At 39.0% G+C, this 18,087-nt stretch carries 11 protein-coding genes; 8 read left to right on the forward strand and 3 right to left on the reverse strand.

The window, feature by feature from the left end:
• The coding region (locus BTR25_RS25370; RefSeq protein WP_483295288.1) for a transposase at nucleotides 1-207 on the reverse strand (207 nt) is incomplete at its 3' end.
• Between the two features lie 284 nt (nucleotides 208-491).
• On the opposite strand from BTR25_RS25370, the gene BTR25_RS25375 reads away from it, so the two are divergent.
• Nucleotides 492-2,999 carry a GH39 family glycosyl hydrolase gene (locus BTR25_RS25375; RefSeq protein ID WP_075690756.1) on the forward strand — a complete coding sequence of 836 codons (2,508 nt, stop codon included), beginning with the start codon at nucleotides 492-494 and terminating at the stop codon, nucleotides 2,997-2,999.
• A gap of 352 nt (nucleotides 3,000-3,351) precedes the next feature.
• Nucleotides 3,352-4,257 carry an alpha/beta hydrolase gene (locus tag BTR25_RS25380; RefSeq protein ID WP_075690757.1) on the forward strand — a complete coding sequence of 302 codons (906 nt, stop codon included), beginning with the start codon at nucleotides 3,352-3,354 and terminating at the stop codon, nucleotides 4,255-4,257.
• Between the two features lie 35 nt (nucleotides 4,258-4,292).
• On the opposite strand, the gene BTR25_RS25385 is transcribed toward BTR25_RS25380, so the two are convergent.
• Complete coding sequence (locus BTR25_RS25385; RefSeq protein WP_075690758.1) at nucleotides 4,293-5,273, reverse strand: AraC family transcriptional regulator; 981 nt, start codon at nucleotides 5,271-5,273, stop codon at nucleotides 4,293-4,295.
• A 218-nt stretch (nucleotides 5,274-5,491) separates the two neighbouring features.
• Between BTR25_RS25385 and BTR25_RS25390 the strand changes: the two genes are divergently transcribed.
• Nucleotides 5,492-6,781, forward strand: coding sequence for a glycoside hydrolase family 1 protein (locus tag BTR25_RS25390; protein WP_075690759.1), 1,290 nt, complete (start codon nucleotides 5,492-5,494; stop codon nucleotides 6,779-6,781).
• A complete protein-coding gene (locus BTR25_RS25395) occupies nucleotides 6,771-8,291 on the forward strand; it encodes a glycoside hydrolase family 43 protein (protein WP_075690760.1) in 1,521 nt (506 codons plus the stop codon). Before BTR25_RS25390 ends, BTR25_RS25395 begins: the two co-directional genes overlap by 11 nt.
• 58 nt (nucleotides 8,292-8,349) lie before the next feature.
• Here BTR25_RS25395 and BTR25_RS25400 read toward each other — a convergent pair whose 3' ends face one another.
• Nucleotides 8,350-9,192 (reverse strand): helix-turn-helix domain-containing protein, encoded by an 843-nt coding sequence (locus BTR25_RS25400; RefSeq protein ID WP_075690761.1) that lies wholly within the window; start codon nucleotides 9,190-9,192, stop codon nucleotides 8,350-8,352.
• 212 nt (nucleotides 9,193-9,404) lie between these two features.
• On the opposite strand from BTR25_RS25400, the gene BTR25_RS25405 reads away from it, so the two are divergent.
• The 4 genes from BTR25_RS25405 to BTR25_RS25420 all read left to right on the forward strand — a co-directional run bounded on the left by BTR25_RS25405 (nucleotide 9,405) and on the right by BTR25_RS25420 (nucleotide 17,544).
• Nucleotides 9,405-11,864 carry a glycoside hydrolase family 2 TIM barrel-domain containing protein gene (locus BTR25_RS25405; protein WP_075690762.1) on the forward strand — a complete coding sequence of 820 codons (2,460 nt, stop codon included), beginning with the start codon at nucleotides 9,405-9,407 and terminating at the stop codon, nucleotides 11,862-11,864.
• Nucleotides 11,865-12,243: 379 nt separating this feature from the next.
• Entirely contained in the window at nucleotides 12,244-12,888 is a 645-nt protein-coding gene (pgmB, locus tag BTR25_RS25410; protein ID WP_075690763.1) for a beta-phosphoglucomutase, read from the forward strand.
• 11 nt (nucleotides 12,889-12,899) lie between these two features.
• Nucleotides 12,900-14,624 carry a glycoside hydrolase family 3 protein gene (locus BTR25_RS25415; RefSeq protein WP_075690764.1) on the forward strand — a complete coding sequence of 575 codons (1,725 nt, stop codon included), beginning with the start codon at nucleotides 12,900-12,902 and terminating at the stop codon, nucleotides 14,622-14,624.
• A gap of 76 nt (nucleotides 14,625-14,700) precedes the next feature.
• Nucleotides 14,701-17,544 (forward strand): alpha-L-rhamnosidase, encoded by a 2,844-nt coding sequence (locus tag BTR25_RS25420; RefSeq protein WP_075690765.1) that lies wholly within the window; start codon nucleotides 14,701-14,703, stop codon nucleotides 17,542-17,544.
• Nucleotides 17,545-18,087 lie beyond the last annotated feature (543 nt).

Consider the following 18,087-nt stretch of genomic DNA (forward strand, 5'->3'; position numbering starts at 1 on the left):
ATTCGAATTGGTGGCACGGCATTGCATTCGAATTGGTGGCACGGCATTGCGACCGTTATCCAGACAATATTTATCTTTTAATTCTTCAATTATGAATGAAAAGTCGACTAGTTCTTTAATTTGGCGAAGCATATTATCTTTTGGAACAATGAGATCATAAATTCCTATATATGGGCTAAGATTGAATGAATCTTGAAAGGAAATCATTTCGGTACCACCTTTAAAGTCTTGTTACCTTAATTATAAAATAAAAAGCAGTTGAAGGGTTGATAAAATCAACCTTCAACTGCCTCAAAACAAAGGACTTTTTCAGTGCCCTCCGCGAAGCGACGAGGAGGCTCACCGGCCGCCCGCGGAAAGCGAAGTGCCTGGAGTGCAAATCAACAGAATTGTTTAACACAGCCTTTCAATAAATTGTAATATATTCTTTAAGTGCTTAGAGGTATACTGATAAGAAATCCAAAATTACTAGGTTTCATAAGGTGGTAAATATGAATTTTACATATGAAATTATTGAAACAAATCGAAATCTGCCCATCCATATCTTTTTACATAGTGTAGATTACGTAACAAATCATTGGCATGACAGTATTGAAATTATTTTTGTACTCAAGGGAAAAGTGAATGTCTCGGTTAATGATAAGTGGTTTGAATTAAATGAAAAAGATGTTTTTCTCATTAACGCAAATGACATCCACTCGATTCAATACCTAGAGGATAATTTATTACTGGCCATTCAAGTTCCAATCCCGGAACTGAAAGAAAATATGAAAGACGTTGAATCCTATCTATTTTCATGTAAATCCTTTTTATATGATGAAAACCAACAAGAAGAATTTAATGAATTAAGAGCATTACTAGCACAGATGATGTGGGTAGTGAATAAGGAAGCAGAGGCTTACGAACTCCAAATTAAATCGCGTTATTTCCAATTGGTCTACCTATTAATTAAAAATTTTAAGGAAGAAGAAAGACAGGAAAACAAGATTTCCAGCCAGAAACATATCGAACGCCTGCTTAGAATCACCAATTATGTAAAAGACAATTTCAGGCGGCAGATCACATTAAATGAATTGTCACAAATTGAATTCTTGTCAGTTCACTATTTATCAAAGTTCATCCAAAAACATTTAGGGATGCCATTCTCTAAATATGTGGATAGCATCAGGCTCGATCATGCGGTAAAGGATATTGTTTTCACAGATATCCCGTTAACACAGATTGCTCTTGACAACGGCTTTACCAGTGTAAAAGCCTTTAATCGGGCATTTAAAGAGTTTTACCAGCAAACTCCAAGTGAGTATCGGAAAGCGGTTGAACAGGGGCCAAGGAGAAATGAAAGCAACAAGGTAACGCTAGCTAACTATGTTGAAATTGATAAAACTCAAGCCTTCTCAAAACTATTTTCTTTTTTACCTGAAGAGGGTAAAGCAATAAATGTGGAAAACAAGGCGATAACTAAGAAGAATTATTCCATTAATATTCAGAATAAATCATCAAAGCTGGACCATAATTGGAAAAAACTTATGACAATCGGTAAGGCAAAAGAGTGTCTCTATGAGGAGGTACAAGAACAGCTGAAAAGAGTAAAAGAGGCTACCAATTTTCAATATCTTCGTTTCCATGGGATCTTTGATGATGAGATGATGCTGTACGGCGAAAATGAATCAGGAGAACCAGAATTTAATTTTCTTTATACTGATAAGCTTTTTAATTTTTTGAAAAGGATTGATGTAAAGCCTTTTGTGGAACTTGGTTTTATGCCTGAGGAATTAGCAGAGTCCCCAAATGAAACGGTATTTTATAAAAAGAGTATTATTAGTAAACCGAAGGATTTGGAAAAATGGAGCCTGCTGATCAAAAATTTTATCGTCCACTATGAAAACAAATATGGTGTAGAAGAGGTTCTTAACTGGTATTTTGAGGTTTGGAATGAACCAGATTTCCATGTGTTCTGGAGAGGAACATTTGAGGATTATTGTCAGCTTTATAAGAACACATATGAAACCATTAAACAGCTAAACTCAGATTATAAAGTCGGGGGACCGAGTATTGTTACGATAAAAAACAGCGATTCACTTCAGCTGTTTCTTGATTTTTGTATAAGGGGAAACTGTGTTCCTGATTTTATTTCGTTTCACTCTTATTCACACGAAGAGATGGAGATCAACAAGAAAAAGAAACTATTGGATGAAAGTTCGTTTGAATTCGGCTATATTTCAAGAAATGGAGACTTTTTGAAAGATAAGATTGATACTCTGAAACAAATTCTTGCCGGTAAAAGCTTGGGTGATATTGAAGTCCATTTAACTGAATGGAATTCAACAGCGTTTCATAGAGATTTAACCAATGATACAAGTTTTAAAGCGGCTTACATTGTAAAAAACATTCTTGAAAATATGGATTCAATCGGAAGTTTTGGCTATTGGACTGTGTCTGATCTGATTGAAGAACAAAGAGCAGCCAGTCAAACTTTCCATGGGGGCCTTGGTTTAATCACAAACAACAATATCCCTAAACCAGCTTTTTTTGCCTATGAGTTCCTAGGAAAATTAGGAGATCAGTTCGTTGATGCTGGAGAAGGGTACTATGTGACAAAGAATTCTCGGGGATATCAAGTCATTCTTTATCATTACTGTCATTATGATCGACTGTATTGTATGAATCAGCATGCGAATATTGATAGGGATAATCGGTATAACGTGTTTCTTGATCGGGGTGATGTACGGATGAAATTGACTTTGACTGGTTTAGCTAATGGAATATATCAAATTAAACAACATCAATTAAACCGTGAAAATGGAAGTGCTTTTGATAAATGGGTCGAAATGGGTGCTCCAGAATATTTAAGTGATGATGAAGTCAAATATTTAAGCTATTCCAGTATCCCTAAGAAACATATAAGTGAAGTAAGATCGGAAGGTGTGGTTATCTTAGGTGCGACACTTCAGCCGCATGAGGTACAACTCATTGAAATAATACCTAAAAGGACTATATAGGCAGGGTAACACCTGCCTAAATTTGTTGCAAGGTGTCGAGAAAAGCGAACCAGAAAAAATAGAAAGGACAATTTACGGACCTCCTTTGAACAAAAATCGGATAGTGAAAAGGGTTTCTCCCCTATATAATTTATTTCATAGGAAGCGGTTCCAGTAACGATTGGGAAAAGCCTTTGCGGGCTTAGCTTCTTTCTGCCCTTTCAGTAATTCCTATTCCGGAAGTAGGGTCTCCTATTAAAGGAAAAACAGAGGATGAGGAACCTGTATTAAAAAAATTAGCATAACAAATGTGTGAGGTGAAGGGTCCGTTTGAAGCTGGACCCTTTGAACCTTGAAGGAGAGCGAATTTACGATGAAAATTGAAAAAATTCAACTTTGGGAAGACCGTGATGATGTAACATTACATACTTATATTCTTCATAACTCGATGGAATTTCAAAAGGATCTGCAGCGTCCTGCTGTTGTGATTTGCCCAGGCGGCGGTTATTTAGGCACATCTGATCGAGAGGCTGAACCAGTAGCCCTTCGTTTTGCATCTCTTGGGTATCATACCTTTGTCCTTCGCTACACAACCTATTTTAAGGAGTGGGTTCAAGATTTTAATAACCTCCCTGCTCCTAATGAGCATTCTGGTTATCCCCAGCCATTATTCGACTTAGCAAAGGCGATGCTAGTGATACGTGAAAATGCTTCGGAGTGGTTGGTAGACACAAACAAAATTGCCGTATGCGGTTTTTCAGCAGGTGCTAATTTATCGGCGAGCTTGGGAGTCCAGTGGAACAGTAGTTTACTAAGTGAAAAGTTTGAGAGTGATCAAGAGCTTTTCAAGCCTAATGCACTCATTCTTGGATATCCTTTACTAGATTACCAATTAATGAAGGAAAAAGTTGAAACAGAGGCTAACGAGTTAAATAAAGGATTCTTTCAATTAGCGAATAAAGCTGTGTTTGGTGTGCCAAACCCAAGTCTGGAACAACTTCAAGAGGTTAGTCCAGTGAACCATGTATCCTCCCAAACACCGCCGACATTTATCTGGCATACTGCCGATGACGATCTCGTATACGCAGAAAACTCCTTAAAATTTGCGTTGGAATTAGCAAAGAAAAAAGTTCCATATGAATTACACGTTTTTGAAAGTGGTGTCCATGGCTTATCTTTATGTGACGAAACTACTGCCGGGGAACCAAGTCATATTAATCATGAATGCAAGGTCTGGTTTGAACTAGCTGACAATTGGTTGAAAAAACATTTTAATTAGATAATAATTTAGACCATCCTAATGGATGGTCTTTGTCATGGTTTATGTTTTCCCTTGTAATTGTGAGGTGTCTCATTAAACAGTTCTTTAAACTTTTTATAAAAGAATGTTACGCTTGAATACCCCACTTCTTCTGCAATTTCTGGAATGGGAAGATCTGAATGAACCAACAACAAAGCAGCCTGGTTGAGCCGTTGAATTTGCAAAAGTTCTTTAAAAGAATTTCCTGTACTTTTTTTGAGCAGAGTGGAAAGGTAACTTGGATGGAAGCCGAAAGTCTGACCCATCTCAACGAGGGAACAGTCCCTGTAATGATCCTCAATATACTTCAAATAATCTAATATAGATTCATCTTTATGATTGTTCGGAGCCTCGTTTATAATTTTATTATTACGTATAAGTGTTGAAAACAAGACGACCAAATAGGAATCGATAATTTCTGAGGAACAGAAGTCCCGGTCGAAAAACTCACACATAATATTTTCCATGATTTCCATTACTTTTGATTGTTCCCCGGTTCTAAATATGAGGAAGTGATTTTGTTTCCGACTGCTAACAAGCGATCCAATCATAAATTGAGAGATGATGCTTTTTCGAGATAATCGGCTAAGAAAACTAGGGGAAAGATAGTCCTGCTTCAAAATCATATTAATAATGATATCCTGCTTTGTAGTTGCTCCCACGCTATGGGGAGTTTCTTTGTTAATTAGTATCAATTCTCCTTGTCTTAAACTAATCCTTTTTCTATTTACCGTAACGGTACACGTTCCCCTATAGACAAACATCATTTCAATATAATCATGTATATGAAGAGGAATAACTGAGTCAAACGGCTGCTGCGATATAGAGATATTCTCATCAATGGGTGAATCGTTTATATCAAATCCTTTACTAAAGAGAAAAACCTCCTCCTCGTCTACAGTCATTAAGGATGGTTTATGCTCCTTTAAAACTTTTTCCACATTAACTTCAAAATGTAATGATTTCAGGTAGCTTTCAAGATTTATTCGTTCCAAATATCTTCACCTTTTTTCGATTCGAGTAATGAGTTAACTAATTGTAATCTAAAAAGCCCTCGATGTTAATCCATAAAACTGTTTAAATTACCAGAAAAGATATAAAAAATAAAACCTATGATTCGAGCAATCAACTCCTTGTGTTTTAACATTATCTATATAGAAAGCGTTTGATAGAATCTAAGTAGAGCCTTATAAAAACTAGGAGGTATCTTATTATGAAATATAATTTTCCTAAATCATTCCTTTGGGGAACGGCAACTTCTGCCTACCAGGTAGAAGGTAACAATAATAAATCTGACATGTGGGCTGAAGAGTATTCAGAAGGGTCACCATATAGGGATTATTCCGGTGACGCGGTCGATCACTATAATCGATACAAACAGGATATTGAACTCATGGCCAGTCTTGGGCTGAACAGTTACCGTTTTTCAATCGAGTGGTCGAGAATTGAGCCAGAACAAGGTGTATTTTCACAAGTGGAATTGAACCATTACCGTGACGTCATTAAAGTATGTTATGACAACAAGATCACACCAGTTGTGACCATGATGCATTTTACCTCTCCACAGTGGCTGATGAAGATCGGCGGCTGGAAAAATCCTAAAACAGCGGAACTTTTTGCAACTTATTGCGAGGTTGTGTTCAAGGAGATGGGGCGGGATATCCCTTATGTGTTAACGATTAATGAAGTGAATTTACCGGTGATGTTAAAAGAATTGTTTATTAATCTAGACTTTATGCCTCCAGTTGGAATGGATGCTAAGTCATGGACCGCACCAGGCTGGCGTGAATCTGCAGCCCAAAAATGCGGGACAACCGTTGACCAATATTTCACTTTCCATATGGCTTCTGACGAAGTGTCTTTAGAAATTGTCAAAGATGCACACCGTAAAGCTCGTGCCGTTATGAAGAAAATCAACCCATCCACGAAGGTAGGACTTTCCTTGGCATTGCCGGAAATACAAGCAATTGAGGGTGGGGAAGAGCAGGCTGCAAAAGTATGGCATGACTATTTTGGACAATTTATATCTGCTATTGCAGGAGATGATTTTATCGGAGTACAGAACTATACCCGTGAAATCTATGGTCCAAAAGGACAAGTTCCAGTTGCAGAAGGAGCGGAAGTTACCGCAATGGGTTATGAGTACTACCCGGAAGCCTTGGCAGGTACGATTCGGAATATTGCGAAAGAGCTAGACATTCCTGTAATGGTGACAGAGCATGGGATTGCCGCAAATGATGACAGCCGCAGAGTTGAATTTATCGAACGAGGCCTTAAAGGATTGCATTCTTGTATGGAGGACGGGATACAAGTCTTAGGTTATCTTTATTGGTCAACCTTTGATAACTATGAATGGACGTTTGGGTATGAACCGAAATTTGGCATCATTGCGGTGAACCGTGATACACAAGAAAGAACAGTAAAAGAAAGCGGACGTGTACTAGGTGAAATATCAAGAAACAATGCTTTGAATGTTGAAGGAAAGTTCCAAAATGAAGTATAAAAATCCGGTTATTAGCGGCTTCCATCCAGATCCCAGCATTTGTAGAGCAAGAGAAGATTTTTATTTAGTCACGAGCTCCTTTGAATATTTTCCGGGTGTTCCGATTTTCCATTCTAAGGACCTTGTAAATTGGGAACAAATCGGTCACTGCTTAACACGTGAAAGCCAATTGCCTCTCAATCAAGCTAAAAGTTCCATGGGGATTTTTGCCCCTACGATTAGATACAACAATGGCCGATTTTATATGATTACTACAAATCTTACTATAGGTAAGAACTTTTTCGTTTGGTCGGAAAAACCAGAAGGTCCCTGGTCTAATCCCGTTTGGCTTGAATGGCCGGGTATTGATCCTTCACTATTGTTTGATGAAGATGGAAAGGTTTATTTAACGGGCACTCAAGACATCTTTAGCGGGGAGCCTATGGGTATTTATCAAGCCGAAATTGAAATTGAGACCGGAATGCTGCTTTCTGAACGTAGATTGATATGGGAAGGGACCGGCGGCGCTCATCCGGAAGGACCACATCTTTATAAAATAAACGGCTACTATTACTTAATGATTGCTGAAGGCGGCACGGAATACGGGCATATGGTGACAATGGCTCGCAGTGAACAGCCATTTGGTCCTTTTGAAAGTCATCCAAATAATCCAATTCTTACCCATCGTAGCAGTTCAAGCCCGATCCAAGCGACTGGGCATGCTGATTTAGTTCAATATAAAGATGGCAGTTGGTGGACGGTATTTCTAGGAATACGACCAGCACCGATTCCTTTTAGCGGAAAGCATCATCATCTTGGGAGAGAGACCTTTTTGGCACCAGTTGAATGGAATGAAGCTGGCTGGCCCTATATAGCTTCACAGGTTGAATTAGAAATGGACGGAAAATCACTCCAGATTGAGGAAAGTAGGCAATGGATAGGTAAGGATGATTTTAATCAAAATACCTTAGATTTCTCTTGGAATTTCCTCCGAAATCCTATGAATGATAGCTGGTCTTTAACGGATCGACCAAGTTGCCTTACCCTATATGGATCTTCCATTAGTTTAAATGACGTGGATTCCCCGGCATTTGTTGGCAGAAGACAACAGCATTTTGATTGCAAAGTTTCAACCTCTCTTGAATTTTCTCCAAAAGAAGACGGTGAAGAGGCTGGGCTGACAGTATTCATGAATGATCGGTTTCATTATGAGATTGCGGTAGGAATACGTGAAGGGGTAAAAAAGGTCTTTGTAAGACGTAGGATCGGTTCACTTTGGAAAGTAGAGTCTGAGCATGACTATGAACAAGATGCTATTATTCTTTCAGTTCATGCAGATGCCAAAAAGTATTCATTTAGCTACAAAAAGCCAGGTGGAGAGTCTATTAGTCTTGGTTCCGGAGAATGTTCTCTTTTATCAACCGAAGTAGCGGGTGGATTTACAGGGGTGTTCTTTGGACTTTATGCAACAGGAAATGGCCGTGATGCAAAGACTCCTGCCTTTTTTAATTGGTTTAAGTATAGTGTTTAATCATTAATAGAAGAGAGCACCGTGAATGGTGCTCTTTTTGTCCTTATGTTTAAAAAATCTACTCCTTTAATTTGCTATCTCGATTTTTAAAAAGACTTGGTGATTTTCCCATATATTTCTTAAACTGCCTTGAAAAAATGAAAGGGTCATGATAACCAACCTGGCTCGCTACACTCTTAACTGAATACCCTTCTGTAAGAAGGCGTTCAGCATAATAAAATTTAGTTTCTAGTCGAAACTGCATGGGCGAAACCCCAACGGTCTCTTTAAATAATTTTCTTAGCTTTTCATAACTTATATGGAATGACGCGGCAATATCTTCTAGTGATATATCTTCATTATATTGACTGGATAGCATTTGTTTCGTTCCGGCAATAATAGACTCAATGTCCTTATCAGGATTTTTGATATTTTCTCTATGCATATTAATTAGTAATTTTTGAGCATTAAAAAAGACTTCTGGGAGCTCAGAATTTGTGGTTGTTTTTAATTGGTTTAATAGATCACTGAACCATTGAGCCAAATATGGTTTTAAATGTATGGAAAAAACAGGACTATCTATATTTATCAGATTTAACGAAGCTAATGAGTTATACGTGGTTTCACCGATATTTAGATGGAATTCATACCAGGGCTCAGATGTCTCTATGAAAATAGAGTATTTGTTTCCTGGAGTTGTTTGACAAAACGTATTCGGACCAAGAGGATAACTTTTGTCTGTTTCATCGATATAGCTCCCATTACCATGTAACAAAACAAAACAGCTGTAATAGTCATGACTAATATCTTTTCGCAATTCATCCGTGTGGCGGGATACAAATCCACAGGATAAAATACCTTCTTTTAAGTCGGACGCTAAATAACGAGTATAGCTATCAGATTTGAATTGAAACTTTTTCAATTTGTAAACTCCTTTACTGTCCCCTTATTATATCTCCAAAAACAACATGATAAATATATCTTACAACCCAATAGATTAAAAGAAAAGGGATGTTTTGTTTAAGATGTATACCAAAAACAACATGAAATTGTTCGTTGATGTTATGTGAAACAAATCAAGCAGGTGATAAGATTTTTATAGATAAAGAGATAAAAGGGTAAGGAGCAATTAAAATGAGACATTTCAATTTGGAATTAAACTGGAATTTCAGTTATTCCACAGGAAACACTGGTTTGGATAAACTGGGCAAAGGATACAAAGAAGTGGTGAACCTTCCACATGATTTTTCCATTTCATTAGAACGTTCGGAATTGGAGAGTTCAGGGGGAGCAGGAGGATTTTTTCCAGGAGGCATTGGAACTTACGAAAAGGAGATCTTGATACCTGACGATGGGGATAACAAAGTATATATCTTGTTAGTTGAAGGAGCGTATATGAATGCAGAGGTCTACATCAATGGTAACTTGGCTGCAATGCATCCATATGGCTATACAGAATTTAAGGTTGATTTAACCTCCTATATGCGGTTTGGAGAGAAGAATAAGCTTAGAATTGTTGTTAATAACAATGCATTGCCGAATTCTAGGTGGTATAGCGGTTCTGGGTTATATCGACATGTTCAACTTCTTACAGCAGAAAAAGTATATATAGACCCATGGGATCTATATATAACTTCAGAGGATATAACAGCAGAAAATGCTGTTGTGAAATTTGAGGCGTCCGTTACTAATGTTCTTACCAAAGATGAGACAATCGAAATCTTGACTACCATTTATGATCGTAACGGTAATGAAATCACTTCTGATTTGAATAGCGATACAGCAAAAAGAAATGGAAAAACAACCTTCAAAAGGCAGCTCTCTATTAATACACCTGCATTATGGTCTGTTGAACATCCATATCTTTATAAGGCTGTAACGAAGATTATACAAAATGGATGTGTGTTGGATGAGACCGATACAACATTTGGAATTCGCTCTATTTCGTTTGACCCAAAGAATGGATTTTGCTTAAATAGTACTTCTATGAAACTAAAAGGCGGTTGTATACACCATGATAACGGACCTTTAGGAGCAGCTGCTTTTGATGTGGCAGAATACCGCAAGATTCGCTTGTTAAAAGAACTTGGATACAATGCGATCAGAACAGCACATAATCCGCCTTCACGAGCTCTGTTAGATGCATGCGATTATTACGGAATGCTTGTCATCGATGAAATATTTGACTGCTGGCGCCAGAAGAAAAATTCCTATGACTATCATCTATATTTTGAAGATTGGTGGAAACGGGATGTCGAATCTACTATTTACAGGGACAGGAACCACCCCTCCGTTATTATGTGGTCCATAGGAAATGAAATTGGCGAACGGGACGGAAATTCTGGCGGGGTACAGATTTCACAGGCACTTTGTGATCATGTAAGAAAGCTTGACCCAACTAGGGCGGTTACAAATGGTGTGAATGCAATCTTTCTAGACGCAGGAGAATTTGGCGGTATACTAGCGAATATTTTTAATGGCAGTGCGGGCGATCTCTCAGAACTGCCTCAGGAGGTCCATGAACTGTTAAAAGAGTGTGACCGAGTAACGGCAGAATGGGGAGAAATAACCGAACCTTTCTGTAAAGACTTGGATGTTGTTGGCTATAACTATCTAGATAGCCGATATGTAGAAGATGGAGTACAGTTTCCAGACAGGGTGATTTGCGGAGCAGAATCGTATCCGAAAATGATGGCTTCGGTATGGAAAAAGGTTGAAGAAAATCCTCATGTCATTGGGGATTTTACATGGACAGCAATTGACTATCTTGGTGAATCAGGCATTGGCCGAAGTTTTTATGATGAGACAGGAAATCTATTTGGTGATTATCCTTGGCATATTTCTAATTGCGGTGATTTAGATATCTGTGGTTTCGTCCGTCCACAAGGTGAATATAGAAAGATCTTATGGAACAAGAGCACGGAACCATATTTGGCCATATTAAAACCAGAACATTTTGGAAAAAAGGAAATTGTGTCAGCATGGGGATGGAGTGATGTTGTTCACAGCTGGAGTTTTCCGGAACATGAAGGGCAGAAAGTTAGAGTTGATATTTACAGTAATGCAGACGAAGTCGAACTGATTATTAACGGCCGCAGCATCGGAAAAAAAGCAGTAAATGAGGAACTAATGGTAAGCTTTGATGTGCAATATACACCCGGCGTCATTGAAGCAGTCAATTATAGAAATGGCATGGCGGCGGAGACAGATCTTATAGAAACTTGTGATACACCTTATCGTCTACAGTTGGAAGTAGAAACCGAGAATTGGAGTTCAGATTCAACAGATGATTTGAAATATATTACTTGCAGCGTTAGAGATAAAAATGGATTACTTGTTCCATACGCTGACCATTTCGTAAAAGTTGAAATTAATGGAGCAGGAGAACTGACCGCAATTGGCACGGGAGATCCTGTATCAGAGGAAAAATACAAGGGACATGCTCGGAAAGCCTATAATGGGCAATTATTAATCATTGTAAGAGAAAAAGAAAAAGGAATAACTGTTGTTTCAGCAAAAGCGGAAGGAATAAGAGAAACCACATTTGAAATAAAGGGAAACAAAGCTATGAAAAATAGTGTTTCTATTCACTAATCGAATCTCTTTAAATGAAACAAAAATCAGCCTATTAATAGTCAAAAAAGGGAATGAGAACTGCTCTTAGGTTATATATCATTAAAACGAAATACAACAATGGGTGATGTATTAACAGATCCCGTTCTTTCATCTTAAAAGTTAACTAGTCAAATAATAATCTGAAACCAAGTTGGAGTCCTCGTTAAACGGGACTCTTTTTTGACATCTCTTTCTATTTTAAACTCGAGCAATTTCTAAATAGAACAAATATCGTCCTGTTTTCAGGCAAAAAGGGGAAAGCGATGTGGCGTAATTTTTAATATCATTAATCTATAATAGGAAACGCTTTCAGTATTAAGCAATATTGGGTATTTATTTAATAAAAGGGATGGGAACTATGAAAATATCAGCAGTTATTTTTGATTTAGATGGAGTGATTGTATCTACGGATGAATATCATTATCAAGCGTGGAAACAAATTAGTGACAAGGAAGGGATTTATTTTAATAGAGAAATAAATGAGAGACTCCGAGGGGTAAGTCGAATGGAAAGTCTCGAGATTATTCTAAGTCATTCTGATAAAAATTACGGTGATAACGAAAAGCTAGATCTAGCGGAGCGAAAAAACGTAATTTATCGAGAACTGCTTAACAACTTGTCGCCAAACGACATTTTACCTGGAGTTATTAATTTATTATTAGCCCTAAAAGCAAGGGATATAAAGGTAGCAATCGGTTCATCTAGTAAAAATACACCTTTTATCTTAGAAAAAATTGGTTTAGCTCCTAATTTCGATGCAGTTGCTAATGGAAATGACATAAAAAATAGTAAACCAGATCCGGAGGTATTTCTGTTAGCTGCAGAAAGACTAGGGGTGGAACCGGAGAATTGCATCGTAGTGGAAGATGCTGAAGCAGGTGTCGATGCAGCGATTGCCGCTGGGATGAAGGTTGTTGCAGTAGGGGCAGCTTCAAACAGCTTAAAGGCCCATATTAGATTACAAGATTTAACCTCTATAAATATAGCAGAATTATTAGATTAGGAGTGAAAACGATGAATAAATTAAGTACAAACCTAGCCGGCTTAAAAGAAAAACCCTTTCTTCTTAACGATAAGGCAATTGAATGGGTAGAAAAAACCCTCCAATCATTGAGCTTGCGTGAAAAAGTAGGGCAGTTATTTTGTCCAATCGGCAGTTCGGATAAAAAAGAGGATTTAGAAACTTTTATAAAGGAATTCAGCCCAGGCGGTATGATGTACCGGCCAAATACAGGTGCGAAGATTCAGGAGACCCATCGGTTATTACAAGAACTATCCCCAATTCCTTTACTAGTTTCTGCTAACTTGGAAGCAGGCGGGAATGGAATTGCTTCGGATGGGACCTATTTCGGAAAACCATTACAAATTGCTGCGACTGACAATGTACAGATGGCCTATAAGCTAGGGCTTGTTGCAGGACGTGAGGGCCGGGCAGTAGGCTGCAATTGGGCCTTTGCGCCAGTTGTCGATATCGATATGAATTATCGTAACCCGATTACAAACGTAAGAACATATGGGTCAGACCCAATCAGAGTTGCTAACATGTCTAAAGCTTTTATGAAGGGAATCCATGAAAGTGGAGTGGCTGTATCCGTAAAGCACTTCCCTGGTGATGGTGTAGACGACCGCGACCAGCATCTTTTATCTTCAGTTAACACGTTATCAACGGAAGAGTGGGATCAGACCTTTGGGATGGTTTACAAGGAAATGATCGAAGATGGAGCCAAGTCAATTATGGCAGGACATATCACGCTTCCTGAGTATTCTAGAAGTCTCGTTCCAGGAATTAAAGATGAAGAAATAATGCCTGCAACCTTAGCGCCAGAATTACTTAATGGATTATTAAGAGATAAATTAGGCTTTAATGGTTTAATCGTAACAGATGCTACACCTATGCTTGGTTTTACAGCAGCAGAGCGCAGGGAAATTGCCGTACCAAAAGCGATCGCTTCAGGCTGTGACATGTTCTTGTTTAACCGTAATATTAAAGAAGATTATCAGTTTATGTTAAAGGGTATTGAAACAGGAATCTTAACCATAGAAAGGGTGGAAGAAGCAGTTGCTAGAGTTTTAGCATTGAAAGCTTCACTTGGGCTGCACGAACAAAAGGAACTCGGTACGTTAGTTCCAACGGAGGATGCCCTTTCTGTCCTCCAACAAGAAGAGCATAAAGGCTGGGCACAAGAATGTGCGGATCAATCTGTTACTTTAGTTAAGGATACTCAGCAATTATTACCCATTAGCCCGGAAAAATTTAAACGAGTCCGTTTGAATATTCTTGGGGATGTGGGAGGTGGGCTTACTGAAGGTGCTTCAGTAACCGAATCCATTAAGGAAGCTCTAACCAAGGCTGGCTTTGAATTAGACGTTTATGATAATACAAAAGTCAATTTCCCTGAATTGTTTATGAGTGTCAACGACTTTAAAGCAAAATATGACCTAGTAATTTACGTTGCAAATCTGGAAACAGCTAGTAATCAAACAACGGTTCGAATTAACTGGCAGCAGCCACTAAATGCAAACGCTCCTTGGTTTGTTAAGGACATTCCTACATTATTTATTTCGGTAGCTAACCCGTACCACCTGCAGGATGTTCCGAGGGTGAAGACTTACATTAATGCCTACTCATCAAATGAATATGTCGTAGAGGCGATTGTAGATAAAATCCTTGGTAAATCAGAGTTTAAAGGAAAGAATCCTGTAGACCCATTCTGTGGCAAATGGGATACTAGATTATAAGAATAGAGGCACTTCATTTGGAATGAAGTGCCAGCTTGCTATCGGTGCTATTTTTAAACGAGAGGAATAATAAAAGATGAAGATAAAAAGTATGAAAACAAACCGTATCACAAACCCAATGGGATTTGATTTAGGGAAACCACGTCTTTCTTTTGTTACCTATGATACAACTGCTTTAAAACAGACAGCGGCTCAGATTCTAGTAGCGCTTGACGAAGCATTTACGAACATTGTCTTTGACAGTGGCAAAAGTGAACAGATTGACAGTCTTGCATATGAACTTCCTATTACATTAGAAGCTTGTACGCGCTATTTTTGGCGTGTAACAGTATGGGCGGATAATGGTGAAGAAACGACTAGTGAACCAGCATGGTTTGAAACAGCGAAACTGGACAAACCTTGGGAAGCCAAGTGGATTACACCAGATTTAACAAAGGATGTTCATCCGGTATTAAGCAGGGACTTTGAGCTTTCAAAGGAAGTGGTTTCTGCGCGTGCTTACGTTTGTGGTTTAGGATTATATGAAATGGAGATCAACGGCGAAAAGGCTGGGGATGAATATCTTACTCCATATTTCAATGCCTATGACAAATGGCTGCAGTATCAGTCTTATGATATTACGGGGTTGCTTACAACGGGACAAAACGCTGTAGAGATTAATCTAGGCAACGGCTTATATAAGGGCCGTTTTGGTTTTGAAGGCGGACAGCATGAAATATATGGAGATCAATTTGCCCTTCTATGTGAAATTGTCATTACCCATGCTGATAGTACAACAACGGTTATAAACTCAGATGACTCCTGGAAAGCGCGAAAGAGCCACATTTTGTTTAGCGGTATATATGATGGAGAAATATTTGACGCAAACATACTTGACGGGTCTAGTTATGATGTTAAGGGTATCGATTTGGGCTATGACAAACTAAAGGCAAGATTGAGTTTGCCGGTAATAGTAAAAGAAGAGTTGACGCCGGTTGAAGTGATGACAACACCTGCGGGGGAAACCGTTCTTGATATGGGCCAGAACATGGTGGGCTGGATTCAATTTAAAACAAATGCACCTAAAGGAAAAGAAATTGTCCTCCAATATGCTGAACTTTTGCAGGAAGGCAATTTCTATCAAGAAAATTTGAGGACAGCAAAGGCTGAGCACAGATACATATCCAATGGAGAAGAAGCGATCGTTAGGCCGCACTTTACTTTCTATGGCTTTAGATATGTAAAAGTAACAGGCTGGGATGGAGAAGTAAATAAGGATGATTTTACTGGATGTGTTTTATATTCGGATATGGACCAAATCGGGAAGATTGAAACGAGCAATCCGTTAGTGAATAGATTATTCCTGAACGCATTATGGGGTCAAAAAGGCAATTTCTTAGATGTTCCGACAGACTGCCCACAGCGTGACGAGCGCATGGGCTGGACCGGAGATGCGCAGGTGTTTTCAGGTACCGCTAACTTTAATATGGACACCTATGCATTCTTTAGCAAATACGGATATGACCTCGCACAGGAACAGGCAGCATTAGATGGTAAAGTTCCAATGGTAGTCCCTGTTACAACGGTAAAAAGCGGCGGATCGAGTGCATGGGGAGATGCAGCCACCATCATTCCATGGACGACTTACCTTCATAATGGGGATAAAGCAATTCTAGCGCAGCAGTTTGAGAGTATGAAGGGCTGGGTTGATTTTATCAAAAGAGAGGATGAGGCTTCCGGCAGTAAAAGGCTTTGGACGACTGGCTTCCACTTTGGTGACTGGCTGGCATTAGACGGGGACGATCCAAAGTCTCCTATGGGTGGAACAGAAACAGCATTTATTTCCTCAGCTTATTATTGCTACTCAGCTATGATTGTTGCAAAGGCAGCAAGGGTGCTTGGAGATGAGGACATTGCACAGGAATATGAGGCGTTAGCAAATGATGTTAAAGAGGCCATCAGGGCAGAATACTTTACTTCTACTGGACGACTTGCCTTGAATACTCAAACAGCTTTAGTTGTGGCATTGTTTATGGATCTAGTACCGGAAGATTATAGAGATAGAGCGGCAAATGATTTACGTGCAAAATTGAAGAAGGATAAGAATCATTTAAAGACAGGTTTTGTCGGTACACCTTATCTATGCAGAGCATTATCTGAGAACGGAAATAATGATTTAGCTTACACATTGCTTCTAAACAAGGATTATCCAAGTTGGTTATATGCCGTAACACTGGGAGCGACAACGATTTGGGAACGTTGGAATTCTGTATTGCCAGACGGGAAAATCAGCGGGACTGACATGAATTCTTTAAATCACTATTCGTATGGCTCCATAGTGGAATGGTTGTATCGAAACGCAGCAGGAATTAACCCGGTAGAAGAGAAGCCTGGCTTTAGACATGTAAGGTTAGCACCACAGCCGGATTACCGATTGAAGTATGTGAAGGCAAGTTTAGATTCTGCAGCCGGTTTATACGAAAGCCAGTGGGAGCTGATGGAAGAGGGACAGCTGAAGTTTAAGTTTGTGATCCCTTTTAATGCTACAGCTACAGTAGAGTTGCCAGAGGCAAAGCTTGAAAATGTGTTCGTGAATGGAAGCAATCTAAATGATGCGGAAATTACAGCAAGCCAGAGTGGTAATAAAGTCCTGGCAGAGTTACACAGTGGAAGGTGGGAGTTTTTCTATACTCCGGAGGTTAGCTATATTAAGTACTACAGCACACAAATACCTTTAGGTGAATTGCTGGAAAATGAAGTGGTCAAAGCGGTATTGGCGGAGGCTATACCTCACGTTGCAGCACTACCTCAGGAAATGGTGAAAAACCTAGGACATCAATCCTTAAGAGAATTGTCCCATATGCCGTTTCTTCCAATTTCGGGACAGGTTTTAGATGAGCTAGATGTAAGACTAAATAAAATCAAAGTCATTGTGCAATGATGATTTGTTTCTAAGAGATCTACTAAAGTTTTGCCCGAGGACGAGGAAAAATAGTTACAACGGTAAAAACTAAGCTAAAGTTTTGCCTGAGGACGAGGAAAAAGCGCTGCAACGGTAAAAACTGAGCTAAAGTTTTGCCCGAGGACGAGGAAAAAGCGCTGCAACGGTAAAAACTGAGCTAAAATTTTGCCCGAGGACGAGGAAAAAGCGCTGCAACGGTAAAAACTGAGCTAAAGTTTTGCCCGAGTACGAGGAAAAATAGTTACAACGGAAAAACTAAGCTAAGTTTTGCCCGAGTACGAGGAAAAAGCGCTGCAGCGGTAAAAACTGAGCTAAAGTTTTGCCTGAGGACGAGGAAAAAGCGCTGCAACGGTAAAAACTGAGCTAAAGTTTTGCCCGAGGACGAGGAAAAAGCGCTGCAACGGTAAAAACTGAGCTAAAATTTTGCCCGAGGACGAGGAAAAAGCGCTGCAACGGTAAAAACTGAGCTAAAGTTTTGCCCGAGTACGAGGAAAAATAGTTACAACGGAAAAACTAAGCTAA

The organism is Bacillus sp. MRMR6 (genome assembly GCF_001940785.1).
In the GTDB taxonomy this organism is placed as follows: Bacteria; Bacillota; Bacilli; order Bacillales; family Cytobacillaceae; genus Neobacillus.

Excerpts from the sequence above, each read along its gene's own strand:
- pgmB (WP_075690763.1), top strand. The coding sequence starts at position 12,244 with ATGAAAATATCAGCAGTTATTTTTGATTTAGATGGAGTGATTGTATCT.
- BTR25_RS25415 (WP_075690764.1), top strand. The coding sequence starts at position 12,900 with ATGAATAAATTAAGTACAAACCTAGCCGGCTTAAAAGAAAAACCCTTT.
- BTR25_RS25405 (WP_075690762.1), top strand. The coding sequence starts at position 9,405 with ATGAGACATTTCAATTTGGAATTAAACTGGAATTTCAGTTATTCCACA.
- BTR25_RS25390 (WP_075690759.1), top strand. The coding sequence starts at position 5,492 with ATGAAATATAATTTTCCTAAATCATTCCTTTGGGGAACGGCAACTTCT.
- BTR25_RS25375 (WP_075690756.1), top strand. The coding sequence starts at position 492 with ATGAATTTTACATATGAAATTATTGAAACAAATCGAAATCTGCCCATC.
- BTR25_RS25380 (WP_075690757.1), top strand. The coding sequence starts at position 3,352 with ATGAAAATTGAAAAAATTCAACTTTGGGAAGACCGTGATGATGTAACA.
- BTR25_RS25420 (WP_075690765.1), top strand. The coding sequence starts at position 14,701 with ATGAAGATAAAAAGTATGAAAACAAACCGTATCACAAACCCAATGGGA.
- BTR25_RS25395 (WP_075690760.1), top strand. The coding sequence starts at position 6,771 with ATGAAGTATAAAAATCCGGTTATTAGCGGCTTCCATCCAGATCCCAGC.